The following is a 14,086-nucleotide window of genomic DNA, read 5'->3' as shown; positions in this document are numbered from 1 at the left end:
CAGCGGCCTTTGTGTTTCTATCGATTTGCTTTTGCTTGGATTACTGAAATTTCTTTGTGATCAGCTTAACACCTTTTGCCGCACATTCGCAGCTTTCGGAGGTGATTGTTTCTTCCGCCTGCTGAAAATGGAAGTTCTGCACAGCGAATTCGTCTCTTACCGTAAAATTCGCTTTGGCGGTTATGGTGCCGCTGTGATGTCTGGGGTTGACGAAGACAGTCTTCTCCGCATTTTTCGGCTGCTCATATTTAAATGGAGTTTCATTGAACGCCGGAGCGGTTTTGATTACGAGGCAGCTGTCAAGTATGCTGAATTTTACTTCCGGATAGCCGTATTTGCCGGCAAGCATGGTGTTGTAGATCTCCTCCGGGCATGCGGGTACGGATGCCTTGAAGAGCCCCGCCAGCATGGAGGCTATTTCTGTGTCTGACTTCTGTTCGCCCGCCGTGTCCACGACTTTGCGGACTTTTGCCAGCCTTCCGCCGATTTTTACGAATGAGCCGTCGACCTCAAGAGCGGCTTTAGCAGGGAGGAAGACATTTGCCCGCGCCGAAGTACCGTCATTGAAAAGGTCAACCGCAACAACCGTTTCAGGGGAGCGCAGAGCATTGTTCAGCTTCTCCGCCGTTTCGCCTGTGTAGGTGTTGTTGAAGCCTATGAGGAACAGGTTTTTTATATTTTTCGCTTCCAGATCCTTTATCAGCTCATCCGCTGAGTATCCGCCAGCGAAAAGATCCTGAGCGTAAAGCCCGTAGATGTTTGTTTTGTCATTCGCCACAAGAAAGGCGCTGAGCTTCTCCTGTCCTATAAAATCGGCAAAGGCGAGAACCGCTTCCGGCTGCGGGCAGGCTGCGGCGTATTCATTCCCCACTATGAAGGCGACTTTTTTTGCGTCCTTTATATATTCTCTGATGTCACTGAAGCTTTCCCCTGTGTCGGTCTTGATCTTCTCAAAAACGCCGCCGAAGTCGCCGCCGTCGGCAAGGAGCGATTTGTTTGTGAAAACATCGTATTCATACTTCTTCAAGCCGACAGTTATGAGCTTGCAGTCGTTGTGGATGACTGCGTTCATCATTCTCCACTTGAGACCAACCGCCTCACGGCGGAGATCCGCGCCGATCACGAAGATCACGTCGGCCTTTTTGAGGTCGTCCGCTCTGCGGATATTGGCGAAGGTGCCGAACTTTTCTTTATATTTTTTCATAAAAACGGGCTTCGTGAAGTCCGCCTCGGTGACGATTTTTTTGGAGCCTATGGCGCCCATGAGCGCTTTGTAGGCGGCTATTGCTTCGTTGGTGAGGCGGGACCCCATGAGCATGGCTGTGTTTTCCGGCTTGCAGCCGGCTAGCCTGTCCCTGAGAACTGTCATAACCTCTTCCCATGACTTGGGAGCGGCTTCGCCGTTTGACTTCACAAGGGGGGTTTTCACCCTTGAGGGATTTTCTATGTAGTTGAAGCCGAAGCGGCTCTGGCTTGAGATCTGGGCTCCCTCAACGGATTTGCCTCTTTCGATTTTGCCGTCCAGCACTCCGTACACAACATCGCTTTCGCTTGCGGAGAAAGGGGAGGCGGTTACGGTTTCACTGAGATCCCACACCCGTGCCTGATTGTGGAACTGAGTATCGAGCAGTGCGCCCACCGGACAGCGGTCAATACAGGTTCCGCAGAAATCACAGTTGAGAGTATCGCCTTTAGCGGGAACCACATGGTTATAGAAGCCTCTGTCCTCCATTTTCAATGCACTGCATCCTGTCATTTCGTGGCAGGATTTTATACATCTCTCGCAGAGAACGCAGAGGTTCGAGTTATAAACAATCTTATTCCAGTGCGCTTTAGGATCCTTCGGCTTTTCGGATGAGACCTTCTCGGTCATCATTCCGAATTCGTATGCCGTATCCTGAAGCATGCACTCGCCCGCCTTGTCGCACACGGGGCAGTCAAGGGGGTGCTTGATCAGGATGAAGTCGAGCATCTGCTTTCTGTGAGTCCAGATGTATTCATTGTCGGTCTCAACTTTCATTCCGTCCATGGCGTAGGTTACGCATGCCGCCTGAAGCCTTTTCGCTCCGTCCACCTGAACAAGGCAGAGCCTGCACGCTCCGATCGGGGTAATTTCCTTGAGGTAGCAGAGGGTGGGTATGTGCACACCGTTCCTGTTAGCGACGTCAAGAACTGATTCGCCTTTTTCAAAGCTGTATGTATTTCCGTTTATGATTATTTCTGCCATCGGTTACTCCCCTTCCCCTTTATTTTCAAGGGCTACCATAGCCATGCGCACGCATCTCAGACAGCGGGTCGCCTCGTCGTATGCCTGTTTATCGGTATAGGGTTTTTCAACCTCTTCGTAGTTGCTTTTTCTTTCCTCACCTGTGAGCTTATGCTGATGCACACGCTTGATAGTGGGGCATTCCTGTTCCTTCACGTCTTCCTTTTTGTCGAAGACTTTGTTCTTCTGGAGATCAAGCTGGAGTATCTCCTCCGGCTTAAGATAGGGCTTGCCTTCGGTGAGGTAGCGGTCGATCATGATGCTTGACCAGCGTGCCGCGCCTATTGCCTTGACCACGGTCATGGGTCCCCACTCGCAGTCCCCTGCGGAGAAAATCTGCGGATCGCTGGTTACGTAAAGGTCGTCCGCAACTTTGAAGGTGCTCCACTTTGTCACCTCAAGTCCGTCCTCCTCTTTGAGGAAGGTGAGGTCTGTGAACTGACCTATGGCGGGGATTATCACATCGCAGTCTATTATAAATTCGGAGTCCTTGACTGGCTGGGGTCTGCGTCTGCCGGATTCATCGGGTTCTCCGAGCTCCATGCGCACACACTCAACGCCTGTGACCACATTGTCTTCAGCGATTATTTTTGTGGGGTTGCAGAGGAAGTGGAAGTTAATTCCCTCCTCCATGGCGTCAACTATTTCGTAGTCTTCAGCGGGCATTTCGTCTCTGGAGCGTCGGTAAACAAGGTTTACATCCGCGGCGCCTTCACGCAGGGCAACACGCACGCAGTCTATAGCGGTGTTTCCGCCGCCGACAACCACAATCTTCTTGCCCTTAACGCCCGTATCCTTGCCTGTTGCCTGTTCACGAAGGAAAAGTATGCCCGATTCGTGGATGCCTGTGAAGCCTTCCTTTTCGCCCTCTATTCCCATGTCTCTGCTTTTCCATGCGCCGATGGTGAGCAGAACCGCGTCGTAATTCTTCTTAAGATACTGAAGGCTGAGGTCATCACCGAGCTTTCGCCCGTATTCTATCTCAACACCTAGGGATTTTATAATGTCAACCTCTCTGCGGAGAAGGTGTCTGGGCTCTCTGTAATCGGGGATTCCGAGGGCAACCATTCCGCCCGGTTCCTGCATCCATTCGTATATTTTGCACTCGTACCCCATTAGGGCGAGGTAATAAGCCGCCGTGAGCCCCGCGGGACCCGCGCCGACTATGCCGATCTTCTTGTCCTTGGCGGGAGCCTTAGGGGGAAGAATAGGCGCTTTTTCCTGATAATATTCGTAATCCCACGGAGCGCGTTTAAGCACCATTATGCTCACGGGGTCTTTATCCACAAGCCCTCTGCGGCAGTTAAGCTCACAGGGATGAGGGCAGACCCTTCCGCATACTCCGGCGAGGGGCATTGTCTCACGTATTATGGAGAGCGCGTCAAGGAAACGGTGATCTTTTATCTGCTCGATAAATTCGGGAATCTGAACATTAGCGGGGCAGCCTGCGGTGCAGGGTGCGGTTATGTGTTTATAATACGCTGTTTCGGCGGGGACAACACTTGCCTTAACCTGATCTGCGAAGTTTTCTATGAAACGCATAACGGGGATAGAAGCCGTTGGTGCTACAGTGCATTTTGCGGAAAGGTGGATAGACTGCGCAATTTCGTAAGCCTTGTCCAGCTCGAACTTGTCTGTGCAGCCGGAGCGGATCTTCATCAGCTGTTCGGCAAGCAGTCTTGTGCCCACCCTGCCGGGGAAACATCGTCCGCAACAGCCCTGCGAGCTTATCTCGTTCATATAGTTAGCAAGAATGGCAAGAATATCTGCTGTTTCATCAAAAACAAGGAACCCGTCCCAGTTAACAAGGGCTTTCAGAGGCTTTCCTTCATATGCTTCAGAGGTTTTGAACGGTGATTCGCTCCACTCTGATGCGGGTTTGCCTCTGTTATCGAATTTGGCGTTTTTCCAGAATCCGTAGCAAACTTGTGGCATTACACTCTCCACGGCGAAATTATAAATGGGCAATCGTATACTGTATACAATTTCGTATAACACAATTATAATACTATGTCTAGAATTTTGTGCTGACCTGAACCTGTGATGATTTCAGAATATTATCAATGATGTTGAAGTGCCTTCAATTTAGGATTATAATTATTTTGCGTGAAATTATATAGGTGTTTTAGCCGTGGAGGATCGTATGGCAGGACTGGTGTTCGTAGGCGTTGTGGCGCTCATTATAGCTCTTTTCATCTACTATTATAATAAGCTTGTTTCCCTCAGAAACCTCAGCGAGGCTTCATGGAGTGATATTGACGTCCAGCTCAAGAAAAGGTGGGATCTCATTCCCAATCTGGTGGAGACGGTGAAGGGATACGCAAGCCACGAGAAGGACACTCTGGAGAATGTGACAAAAGCCCGCAATATGGCTATGGGGGCAGGCAGTGTGGAGGCGCACGCCAAGGCGGAAAACATGCTCACCGGAGCGCTGAAAAGCCTGTTCGCCCTGTCCGAGAGCTATCCGGAGCTTAAGGCGAATGTGAACTTCCTTGAGCTTCAGAACAGCATAAACAGCATAGAAAACGATATACAGCTCGCCAGAAGGTATTATAATGCAGTAGTTCGTGATCTGAACACCATGTGCGAAAGTTTTCCTTCTCTTATAGTTGCGGGCATGTTCCGTTTTACCAAAAAAGAATATTTCGAGATGGATTCCGCCCAGAGGGAAAACGTTCAGGTCAAATTCTAAACCGGATACGCTTATGCGCTTCATTTTTGTTCTACTGATTTTTATCCTCACGGTTCTGCCCGTCTTCGGGGAGGATTTCGTTATAAAGAAGCACGATGTGCGTATTGATGTGCTGGAAACCTCCGTGCTTGAGGTGACGGAGACCTACCTCATAAACTTCCGTCAGCCCAGAAGAGGGATAATCCTTGAACTGCCGAGAATTTACCGTGAAGGAAGCGTCAAGGGCACGGCGAAGCGTCCCAATATCTTCGGCGGCGGCTACCGGATCCTCATTGATGACATACAGACAGAAAGTGCCGAGATAAAAGTCTCTGACAGCGGCGCCTTCCGTGAGGTGCGCCTCGGCTCGCCCGATCAGTATATAACGGGTGAGAAGGAGTATATCGTCACTTACAGAGTTTTCGGAGCGGTGAACTTTTTTGACTCAAGAAGCGAAATCTACTGGAATATACACGGAACCCTGTGGGATGTTCCTGCGGAAAGCGTCACTTTCAGCGTTCGCCTGCCGGAGAGGCTTGATCTGCCGGATGAGGAAATTTTCGCTTACACTGGTCACTACGGCGAACAGGGAGCCGATGCTTCGTATTCATATGACGGACAGACGCTGAGCGGCGGAACCCTGCGCAGGCTCAATCCAAAAGAAGGATTAAGCATAGGCATTCTCCTGCCTGAGGGCTATCTGGATTACGGAACCCCGTGGCTGCGTTTAAGGCTTTTTTCAGTGAACAACGCTTATCTTATCGCTGTTCTGATCTATATCCCTCTGCTGTTTTTTATCTGGTACAAAAAAGGCAGGGACACATCGTCACCGCTGGTCACCCTCTATGAACCGCCAGCGGGGGTCAGCTCTGCCGTGGCGGGTGTTCTGGCGGATGATAAAATAGACAACAGGGATCTTGTCTCTGTCTTTCTTAAGTGGGCTGTGGACAAGGTTATCAGGATAGAAGAGGCGGAGGACTACAGCTCCTTCCTCGGCAGGAGCGACTATATTTTTGTAAAACTCGGCGAGCTGCCCGAAAGCGCGCCCTCCTATGAGCAGACGCTCTTCACGGGGATGTTCCCCGCGGGGCTCAAGAACCGCAGGCTGTCCGACCTGAAGAACGTGTATTATAAAACCATGCTCATTGCCCGTGAGCAGCTTGACAGAGACGTGACCGCCATGGGGCTCTATGAGGGCGGCACAAGAAAAGCAGGCGGACTTATGAAGGGCGCAAGCATTATATTCATATTCCTCGGCGTGTTCCTCACAGCCTTCTCCGGCGATATAGGCTGGTTTGTCGCCTGCCTTCTCATGGGAATTTCCACATTTTTCTTCGGGCGGTTTATTCCCAAACGAACCGCCAAGGGGCAGGGGCTGTACAACAAGCTTGCGGGCTTTAAGGAGTTTGTGGAGCGTGCGGAGAAGGGCAGGCTTGAAAGGATGCTTGCAAAAAATCCCGAATACTTTAATCTGACCGTACCCTATGCCGTGGCGTTCGGAATGCTTAAAGACTGGGCGGGCAAGTTTGAGGGGCTTCTCCGGGAGCCGCCGGACTGGTATGTCTCCCATAACGGCAGAGGGTTCACAATGTATGCTTTTGCCGATTCCCTTAATTCCGGCATATCCTCCATGAGCAGGGCTATGACCTCACAGCCGGCGCCTCAGGGCGGTGCGGGCGGAGGCGGAAGCGGCTTCTCCGGCGGTGGCGGCTTTTCGGGAGGCGGCTTCGGCGGAGGCGGAGGACGAAGCTGGTGAAAACAGCGCTTTTTACATCGAATCTCACAGGGGAATACCTGCTGGACGCACTGGATGCTCTGGGGGTATATCCGCAGGTGTACACTTATCCCGCAGGCTTTCAGAAGACTGCCCTCTCAAGAGACTTCACCAAATACAGGGGTCTTTTTCCCATAACCTTTATATCATCAAATAAATACGGCGAAGCGGCGGAAGCGGTGCTTGACACTGAGACGATCGCCGTCTGTGTGGACTGGACAAAGGATTTCTTCATGGAGACAGATGCTAAAGCGGTATTCGCCCATCCGTCACTCCTGCCGCTGTACAGAGGCTACAGCGCCGTTACTGAACAGTTTCTCAGGGGCGTTGCGGTTTCCGGAGCGAGTTTCTATACAGCGTCCGACAGGGTAGACGGCGGGGATGTCCTATTTTCCGAAGAAATTAAGATCGGCTTCACCGAATATCCGGAAGATTTCTTGAAAAAATACTCCGCTGTCTGCGCACGCTTCATAAAGGAGTTCATGGAAAAAGGATTAGCCGGCTTCAAGGCAGCACCGCAGGATGAGCGGGAGGCGTTTTATCTTCCACGCAAACGAAAGAGAGAAGGGGTGATAGACTTCAACCGTGACGCATACAACATATACAACCACATCAGGGGTTTTTCCCGCCCGTATTTCGGCGCGTATTTCATGAAGGACGGCAGGCAGATAACAGTCTGGCGGGCATCGGCGGAGAAATGGCAGGGGGAATACGGCAGACCCGGAGAACTGGTTGAACTCACCCCGTACGGGGCGGAGATTGCCTGCGGCTCGGGGACAATAATAATAGAGGAAGCGGAGTGCGGGGGAAGGCTCTTCCGCAGGGGCGAGGTTCACGAACTCTATTATGCGGTTGACTAAGACACTATAGGATATTATACATATTTCCATGCATGAAGTCAGTATAGCTCAGAGCTTAATGGATGTCGTTTTTGAGACGGCAAAGAACAACGGCGCGAAGAAAGTTAATAAAGTGTTCGTGAAAATAGGCAGATTACAGGCGGTGGAAAGCTCTCCGCTGATGTTTGCCTTTGACGCCCTCAAGGATGGTACAATAGCCGAAGAGGGCGAGCTTATCATCGATAATGTTCCTCTCACCGGCAAGTGTATTGACTGCGGACACGAAAATACCTTTGAGCAGATTTTTATGCAGTGCCCGAAATGCGGCTCCCACGCTGTTAAAATCCTCACAGGGGAAGAGTTGCAGATTACAGAAATTGAAGTGGATTGACCTTTCAGTCTTTAAAAGAATAAAAGAAGGTGGTTAATGACAAAGCTTGATGTGAATAAAAGGATTCTCTCCAAAAACGAAGAACTGGCGGAAGCCCTGAAGGAAGGTTTTGACAGGGACAGAACGCTTGTGCTGAACTTTGTCTCCTCTCCCGGCAGCGGAAAGACCACTCTCCTTTCCAATATCCTTGTGGAGATTCAGAAAGAGTATTCAGTCGGCGTTATCGAAGGCGACCTCCAGACGGACTTTGACGCGGAACGCATCAGAGCCGCCGGAATCCCCGCCATTCAGGTGAACACCAACGGTTCATGCCATCTTGAAGCCCTTGACATAGAAAAGTCTCTGGTTGCCTTCGGCAGACTTGACCTTCTCATAATAGAAAATGTGGGCAATCTTGTCTGCCCCTCCTCTTACGAACTGGGTGAGGATGCCAAAGTCTGCATGCTCAGCGTTACCGAGGGAGAGGACAAACCCGCCAAATATCCCTCTATGTTCCATGTTTCATCAGCGTTCATCATCAATAAGACGGATCTTCTCCCCTATGTGGATTTTGATATGCAGAAATGCCGTGACTTCGCTCTGGGCGTTAACCCCACTCTGGACATCTTTGAGACCTCCTGCAAAACAGGTCAGGGACTTGACGAGTTCATCGGCTGGATCAAGGCTAAAATCCGCAGGAAAAAGGGGGAATAGATAGTCACCGTCGGCATGGATGAGGTGGGCAGAGGATGCTTCGCGGGACCCGTTGTCGCCTGTGCAGTTATCATGCCCGAAGGATATGAGGATTCCCGCATCATCGACTCCAAAAAAATCACAGAGAAAAGGCGTGAGGTCATTGCCGAAAGCATAAGGCGCAATGCAGTGGACTACGCTTTCGGTGTCGTCTGCAACAGGGTTATCGACCGGATCAATATACTCCGTGCCACAAGGCAGGCTATGCACATTGCCCTCTCCCGCCTGAAAACCTCTTACGACAACATAATAGTAGACGCCGTTAAGCTGAATGTCTCCGTTCCCATAGAAAACCCGTTCAAGGCGGAGGACAGCTTCCTTTGCGTTGCCGCCGCGTCAATTTTGGCGAAAGTGCACAGGGACGCCATGATGAAGAAACTCCATATGACATACCCCGAATACGGCTGGTATTCCAATAAGGGCTACGGGGCAAAGGTTCACCTTGAAGCACTGAAAAAATACGGCGCAACCGAACTGCACCGGATGAGCTTTCTGAAAAATGCGGATATTAAAAGGTAAGTCCGGCGAGGACAAGGCGGCAGTGTTCCTGAAAAAAAACGGGTACTCCGTCGTAAAACGCAACTACAGAGCCAAAACAGGCGAAATCGATATAATAGCCGAAAAGAACGGCACACTGGTGTTTGTCGAAGTCAAGACACGCTCCTCAGACGCCTTCGGCGAAGGCTACCAGTCAGTAACACACGCCAAACAGGAAAAAATTATACGCACAGCCGAGTTCTATCTCATGGAAAATAATCCGGAAAAACTCTGCCGCTTCGATGTGATTTCCATAGACAATGATAAAATAACGCACATAATAAACGCATTCGGTGCTTGACTCCGGTTCCGAGGATCGGAAACCCGCCGTGCGAAGCGAAGCCGAATGAGAATTCGGCGCGAGCGTGTACAAAAATCCGACAGGATGTGCGGATTTTTGTTGTTAAGACAACTGAAATAACGCACATAATAAACGCATTCGGTGCTTGACTCCGGTTCCGAGGATCGGAAACCCGCCGTGCGAAGCGAAGCCGAATGAGAATTCGGCGCGAGCGTGTACAAAAATCCGACAGGATGTGCGGATTTTTGTTGTTAAGACAACTGAAATAACGCACATAATAAACGCATTCGGTGCTTGACTCCGGTTCCGAGGATCGGAAACCCGCCGTGCGAAGCGAAGCCGAATGAGAATTCGGCGCGAGCGTGTACAAAAATCCGACAGGATGTGCGGATTTTTGTTGTTAAGACAGCTGAAATAACGCACATAATAAACGCATTCGGTGCATAGATTTGTTTTCGGGGAAACTTTTAGGCAAAAGTTCCCCCGTTCCCCCTCAAAACCCGAATTTCAGGTTTTTGGGAGTGAGTATGAGAGAACCCTTTTTTCCTGTGGAAAAAGGGTTCTCTCATAGCAGATAGAGTTTAAAATCTAAAAGGTAGCGTAATGGAAGATTTCATAAGTGATATTTTTGATGAGATGCGGGAGGCTCAGGCGAGGTTTTCCGCCGAGTCTATGCCTGTGCTGATAGGCATATCCACTGAGATAGTGAGATGTTTTGAAAACGGCGGCAAGGTGCTGATTTTCGGTAACGGCGGTTCTGCCGCGGATTCCCAGCATATAGCGGCGGAGTTTACCAACCGCTTTAAGATGGAGCGTCCTCCTCTGCCTGCGCTTGCCCTGACGACTGACACTTCCGCGCTGACGGCTATCGGGAACGACTACAGTTTTGAACAGGTTTTTGATAAGCAGCTCAAGGCATTGGGCAACGCTAACGATATAGCGTGGGGCATTTCCACCAGCGGCAATTCGCCTAACGTTCTGGCTGCTCTGCGTACCGCGGGCAGGCAGGGCATGACCACCATAGGCTTCACCGGCAAGGACGGCGGGCTGATGCGCGGGCTTTGCGACCATCTGCTGATTTCCCCTTCGGAGTGCACTCCGAGGATTCAGGAGATACACATCGCCGCCGCTCACATTATATGCGAGCTGGTGGATGAGATAATGTTCGGCAAATTTAGTTAGGCTGTTCATTAACCGAAATATTATTAAAAGAGAAATCGAAAAAAACTGTAAAAAATAATGGACTTCACTTCAATAACAGGCGGTTTATGGGGCGCAGGCGCCGCGTACCGCCTCAGAAAAAATTTCAGCGGGGGCAGGGTGCTTGTCATTGCCTCCGACAGAAACCGTTTTGACCTTCTTTTATCCGAGCTGGTTTTCTTCTTCGGGGCGGATAGGGTTGCGCCTTTTCCCGAATACACACAGGAACCTTTCGAGGAAGCAAGGGTTCTTACCGATGTCCTTTCCATGCGTATCAGCACTTTACACAGACTTACGAACGGCTTTGAAGGGGTTGTGCTTGTAACTCCCGGCTCACTCGCGAAGACTCTTCCGCCGGCTGATGTTTTCGGCGCGTCGGTGATCAGCCTGAAAAAAGGCGGCACTGCGGACAGGGAGGAGCTGAGATACGCTCTTGAGTATTCCGGCTATGTAAACGTTGAGCTTGTTTCCGGTCAGGGGGAATACACCTTCAGGGGCGACATAGCGGAAGTCTTTACTCCGCAGATGGAAAACCCTGTGAGGATAGAGTTTTTTGATGACGAGATCGACCGTATGGACGTTTTTGAGTCATTCAGCCGCAGAACGGAGAAGAAGCTTGAGGAGCTCACGATTCTTCCGGCGGGGGAAGCTCTTTTTGATGAGGATGATCTGGCGGCGGTGAATATTCCGTCAGTGAGTGAAAAGGCGAAGAACTTCGGCAAGTTTGCCGGATGCCACTGGTTCAGCCCTTTTATATACAGGAGCATGGCTAACCTGTTTGATTACCTTGGCGCAGGCGTGCAGGTTGTCACTCTGGAGCGGGATCTAACCGATGCGTTCATAGAGCTGGACAACACGGTTAAGGACAAACAGGATCATTACGGTCTTCCTGCGGGCGCTGAGAAAAACTTCATAAACGCGGAGACAGTGGAAAAGCTTCTGGCTGCGCGCGAGGTGCACCTTTTTGAGGAGTCGGCGGACGCAGACAGCGAGGACGGCGGGCTTGCCGGTTCCGCCGCGAGATTCACTCATGAGAAGAAGAACCTTTACCAGTCGGTGACAGACGCGGCGGCGAAGATAAAGGATCTGCTGGACGACAGATACGGTGTTCTGGTCTGTATCGAAAGCCGCAAGCTTAAAAGCCTGTTTCTGGACTTCATGCGGGACCATGAAATAGCGGTCACGGAAATATCCTCATACTATAAACTTCCCGCCCACGGCATAGGGCTCTACGGCGAGAAGGTCAGCGGCGGCTTCATAGACCCGAGAGGGAAGGTTGCTGTCGTGACCGATGAGGACATCTTCGGAACCGTTAAAAGAAAGGTCAAGAAGGCAAAAAAGGAAGTCTACACCACAAGTCTCAGCGACCTTGAGCCGAATGATTACGTTGTTCACGTGGATTACGGAATCGGAATATACAGAGGACTTGTTCACAAAGAGATAGGCGGTGTTGCGGGGGACTTTCTCGTTCTTGAGTACGAAAACGGGGAGATACTCTACGTTCCGCTTGATAAAATAGGACAGATCCAGAAATACATAGGCGCAGAAGGCAGAGCGCCGAGGGTTCACAGCCTCCAGACCGCTACTTGGAAAAAGCTGAAGGTTCAGGCAAGCACAAGGGCGAAGAAGCTGGCTATCGACCTTCTGAAGCTGTACGCAGACAGAAAAGTGAGAAACGGCTTCGCTTTCATGGACGACGGCGTGCTTCTTGAGCAGTTTGAGCAGGGGTTCGAGTATGACGAAACGGATGATCAGCTTTCCGCCATACACGATGTTTATCAGGGCATGGAGGATGAGAAGCCGATGGAGCGTCTCGTCTGCGGCGATGTGGGCTTCGGCAAGACAGAAGTCGCCATGCGTGCCGCCTGCAAGGCTGCCGCCTGCGGAAAGCAGGTAGGGGTTCTGGTGCCGACCACGGTTCTTGCCCGTCAGCATTACGTAAACTTCAAGAAACGCTTCGCCGATATGCCCGTGAATGTCGACTATATCAGCAGATATAAGACATCCGCCGAAATAAAAAAGACCCTCCGCAGGCTGGCTGCGGGTGAGGTGGATATAATCATCGGAACGCACAGGCTTCTTTCCAAGGATGTGGAGTTCAGAGATCTGGGGCTTCTGATAATAGACGAGGAGCAGCGTTTCGGCGTTGCCCACAAAGAGAAAATAACAGCGCTCAAGAGCAATATAGATATAATCTACCTGTCAGCCACGCCTATTCCCCGAACATTGCAGCTTTCCATGTCCGGCATCCGTGACATAAGCGTCATAGAAACACCGCCGGAGGAGAGGCTTCCGGTTATCACCCGTGTAATCAAAACGGATGAGGAGATCAAAAACGCCCTTTTGAAAGAGCTTGAGAGGGGCGGGCAGGTTTATTTTCTCCATAACAAGGTTGAGGACATAGAATCCGTGGCGGAATCCGTGCGGAAGCTTGTGCCCCACGCAAGGCTTGGAATCGCCCACGGGCAGATGACTGCGGACGCTATGGAGAGCGTGCTCTACAGTTTTTATCAGGGTGAGCTGGATGTTCTTGTCTGCACCACGATTGTCGAGAACGGAATAGACATTGCGAACGCAAATACGATTATCATAAACAACGCCGCTCATTTCGGACTGGCACAGGTTTACCAGCTTAAGGGGCGTGTCGGGCGCTCCCGCAGGCGGGGCTACTGTTATATGCTTGTACCCAGCATGACAAGCCTTAATGAGATAGCCCGCAAGAGACTGAAGATTATCCAGCAGCTTTCCGATCTCGGAAGCGGGGTAAAGATCGCCTTCTACGATCTCCAGCTCAGAGGTGCGGGGGATCTCCTCGGTGCTGATCAATCGGGCTTCATGGTGAAGATCGGCTATGAGCTCTTCCTCCGGATGATAGAGGACGCTGTCAAGGAGCTTAAGGGTGAACTGAACAGCTCCAGAGAGACTGAGGTTGCCTCCGCTCTGCCGTATTTTATCTCCGCCGAGTATGTGGAGGATGTTTCGCTGAGGTTCGATTATTACAGGCGCTTTTCCAAAATTCAGTCAGAGAAGGAGATGCGCGGACTTCTGGACGACCTTGCTCAGGTTTACGGCGAAATGCGTGAGGAGACTGAAAATCTCGGCTGGATAATGCTGATGAAGAATCTCGCAGGGAAGGTTTATGCCGAGAAACTCGCCATACATACGGGGCGTGTGCGAATCATTTTCGACAAGGACACACCCGTTTCCCCGTCAAGGCTGGTTCAGGTTCTTGCCGAAGTTAAAGCGGTTTATAAGTTTGAAAACGAGAACAGCTTAGTGCTTTATTTTGAGAAAAAGGACAATTTCCTAGAGAAAACATGCGAAATTCTTTCTGAACTGGCTGAGGGCTGAAACTGTCAGAATCATTGCAGCCCT

At 50.9% G+C, this 14,086-nt stretch carries 11 protein-coding genes; 9 read left to right on the top strand and 2 right to left on the bottom strand.

Annotation, left to right across the window (positions count from 1 at the left end):
• Positions 1 to 40 precede the first annotated feature (40 nt).
• Both EP073_RS00485 and EP073_RS00480 read right to left on the bottom strand, forming a co-directional pair.
• A complete protein-coding gene (locus tag EP073_RS00485) occupies positions 41 to 2,227 on the bottom strand; it encodes a molybdopterin-dependent oxidoreductase (RefSeq protein ID WP_128465217.1) in 2,187 nt (728 codons plus the stop codon).
• 3 nt (positions 2,228 to 2,230) lie between these two features.
• A complete protein-coding gene (locus EP073_RS00480) occupies positions 2,231 to 4,201 on the bottom strand; it encodes an FAD-dependent oxidoreductase (RefSeq protein ID WP_128465216.1) in 1,971 nt (656 codons plus the stop codon).
• 208 nt (positions 4,202 to 4,409) lie between these two features.
• Here EP073_RS00480 and EP073_RS00475 point away from each other — a divergent pair, with 208 nt between their 5' ends.
• The 9 genes from EP073_RS00475 (at position 4,410) to mfd (ending at position 14,062) form a co-directional block, all read left to right on the top strand.
• Positions 4,410 to 4,958 (top strand): LemA family protein, encoded by a 549-nt coding sequence (locus EP073_RS00475; RefSeq protein WP_128465215.1) that lies wholly within the window; start codon positions 4,410 to 4,412, stop codon positions 4,956 to 4,958.
• A 13-nt stretch (positions 4,959 to 4,971) separates the two neighbouring features.
• A complete protein-coding gene (locus tag EP073_RS00470) occupies positions 4,972 to 6,693 on the top strand; it encodes a DUF2207 domain-containing protein (RefSeq protein WP_128465214.1) in 1,722 nt (573 codons plus the stop codon).
• A complete protein-coding gene (locus EP073_RS00465) occupies positions 6,690 to 7,571 on the top strand; it encodes a formyltransferase family protein (protein WP_128465213.1) in 882 nt (293 codons plus the stop codon). Before EP073_RS00470 ends, EP073_RS00465 begins: the two co-directional genes overlap by 4 nt.
• A gap of 28 nt (positions 7,572 to 7,599) precedes the next feature.
• Entirely contained in the window at positions 7,600 to 7,941 is a 342-nt protein-coding gene (gene hypA / locus EP073_RS00460) for a hydrogenase maturation nickel metallochaperone HypA (RefSeq protein ID WP_128465212.1), read from the top strand.
• Between the two features lie 36 nt (positions 7,942 to 7,977).
• Positions 7,978 to 8,634 carry a hydrogenase nickel incorporation protein HypB gene (gene hypB, locus EP073_RS00455; protein ID WP_128465211.1) on the top strand — a complete coding sequence of 219 codons (657 nt, stop codon included), beginning with the start codon at positions 7,978 to 7,980 and terminating at the stop codon, positions 8,632 to 8,634.
• Positions 8,635 to 8,649: 15 nt separating this feature from the next.
• Positions 8,650 to 9,192 carry a ribonuclease HII gene (gene rnhB / locus EP073_RS00450; protein WP_128465210.1) on the top strand — a complete coding sequence of 181 codons (543 nt, stop codon included), beginning with the start codon at positions 8,650 to 8,652 and terminating at the stop codon, positions 9,190 to 9,192.
• The gene (locus EP073_RS00445) at positions 9,173 to 9,511 is read left to right on the top strand and encodes a YraN family protein (RefSeq protein WP_128465209.1); all 339 of its coding nucleotides are present in this window, start codon (positions 9,173 to 9,175) and stop codon (positions 9,509 to 9,511) included. The genes rnhB and EP073_RS00445 overlap by 20 nt, the downstream gene beginning before the upstream one ends.
• Positions 9,512 to 10,114: 603 nt before the next feature.
• Positions 10,115 to 10,693, top strand: a complete 579-nt coding sequence (locus EP073_RS00440) for a D-sedoheptulose-7-phosphate isomerase (protein ID WP_128465208.1) — start codon at positions 10,115 to 10,117, stop codon at positions 10,691 to 10,693.
• 57 nt (positions 10,694 to 10,750) lie between these two features.
• Entirely contained in the window at positions 10,751 to 14,062 is a 3,312-nt protein-coding gene (gene mfd, locus EP073_RS00435; RefSeq protein WP_128465207.1) for a transcription-repair coupling factor, read from the top strand.
• Positions 14,063 to 14,086: the final 24 nt, after the last annotated feature.

Origin of the sequence: Geovibrio thiophilus, assembly GCF_004087915.1 — a bacterium.
Taxonomy (GTDB): domain Bacteria; phylum Chrysiogenota; class Deferribacteres; order Deferribacterales; family Geovibrionaceae; genus Geovibrio; species Geovibrio thiophilus.
This window is presented reverse-complemented; position numbering and strand designations above follow the sequence as displayed.

What these genes read in the sequence shown, in the direction of transcription:
- EP073_RS00485 (WP_128465217.1), bottom strand. Translation starts at nt 2,227, where the DNA reads ATGGCAGAAATAATCATAAACGGAAATACATACAGCTTTGAAAAAGGC.
- EP073_RS00480 (WP_128465216.1), bottom strand. Translation starts at nt 4,201, where the DNA reads ATGCCACAAGTTTGCTACGGATTCTGGAAAAACGCCAAATTCGATAAC.
- EP073_RS00475 (WP_128465215.1), top strand. Translation starts at nt 4,410, where the DNA reads ATGGCAGGACTGGTGTTCGTAGGCGTTGTGGCGCTCATTATAGCTCTT.
- EP073_RS00470 (WP_128465214.1), top strand. Translation starts at nt 4,972, where the DNA reads ATGCGCTTCATTTTTGTTCTACTGATTTTTATCCTCACGGTTCTGCCC.
- hypA (WP_128465212.1), top strand. Translation starts at nt 7,600, where the DNA reads ATGCATGAAGTCAGTATAGCTCAGAGCTTAATGGATGTCGTTTTTGAG.
- hypB (WP_128465211.1), top strand. Translation starts at nt 7,978, where the DNA reads ATGACAAAGCTTGATGTGAATAAAAGGATTCTCTCCAAAAACGAAGAA.
- rnhB (WP_128465210.1), top strand. Translation starts at nt 8,650, where the DNA reads ATGGATGAGGTGGGCAGAGGATGCTTCGCGGGACCCGTTGTCGCCTGT.
- EP073_RS00445 (WP_128465209.1), top strand. Translation starts at nt 9,173, where the DNA reads ATGCGGATATTAAAAGGTAAGTCCGGCGAGGACAAGGCGGCAGTGTTC.
- EP073_RS00440 (WP_128465208.1), top strand. Translation starts at nt 10,115, where the DNA reads ATGGAAGATTTCATAAGTGATATTTTTGATGAGATGCGGGAGGCTCAG.
- mfd (WP_128465207.1), top strand. Translation starts at nt 10,751, where the DNA reads ATGGACTTCACTTCAATAACAGGCGGTTTATGGGGCGCAGGCGCCGCG.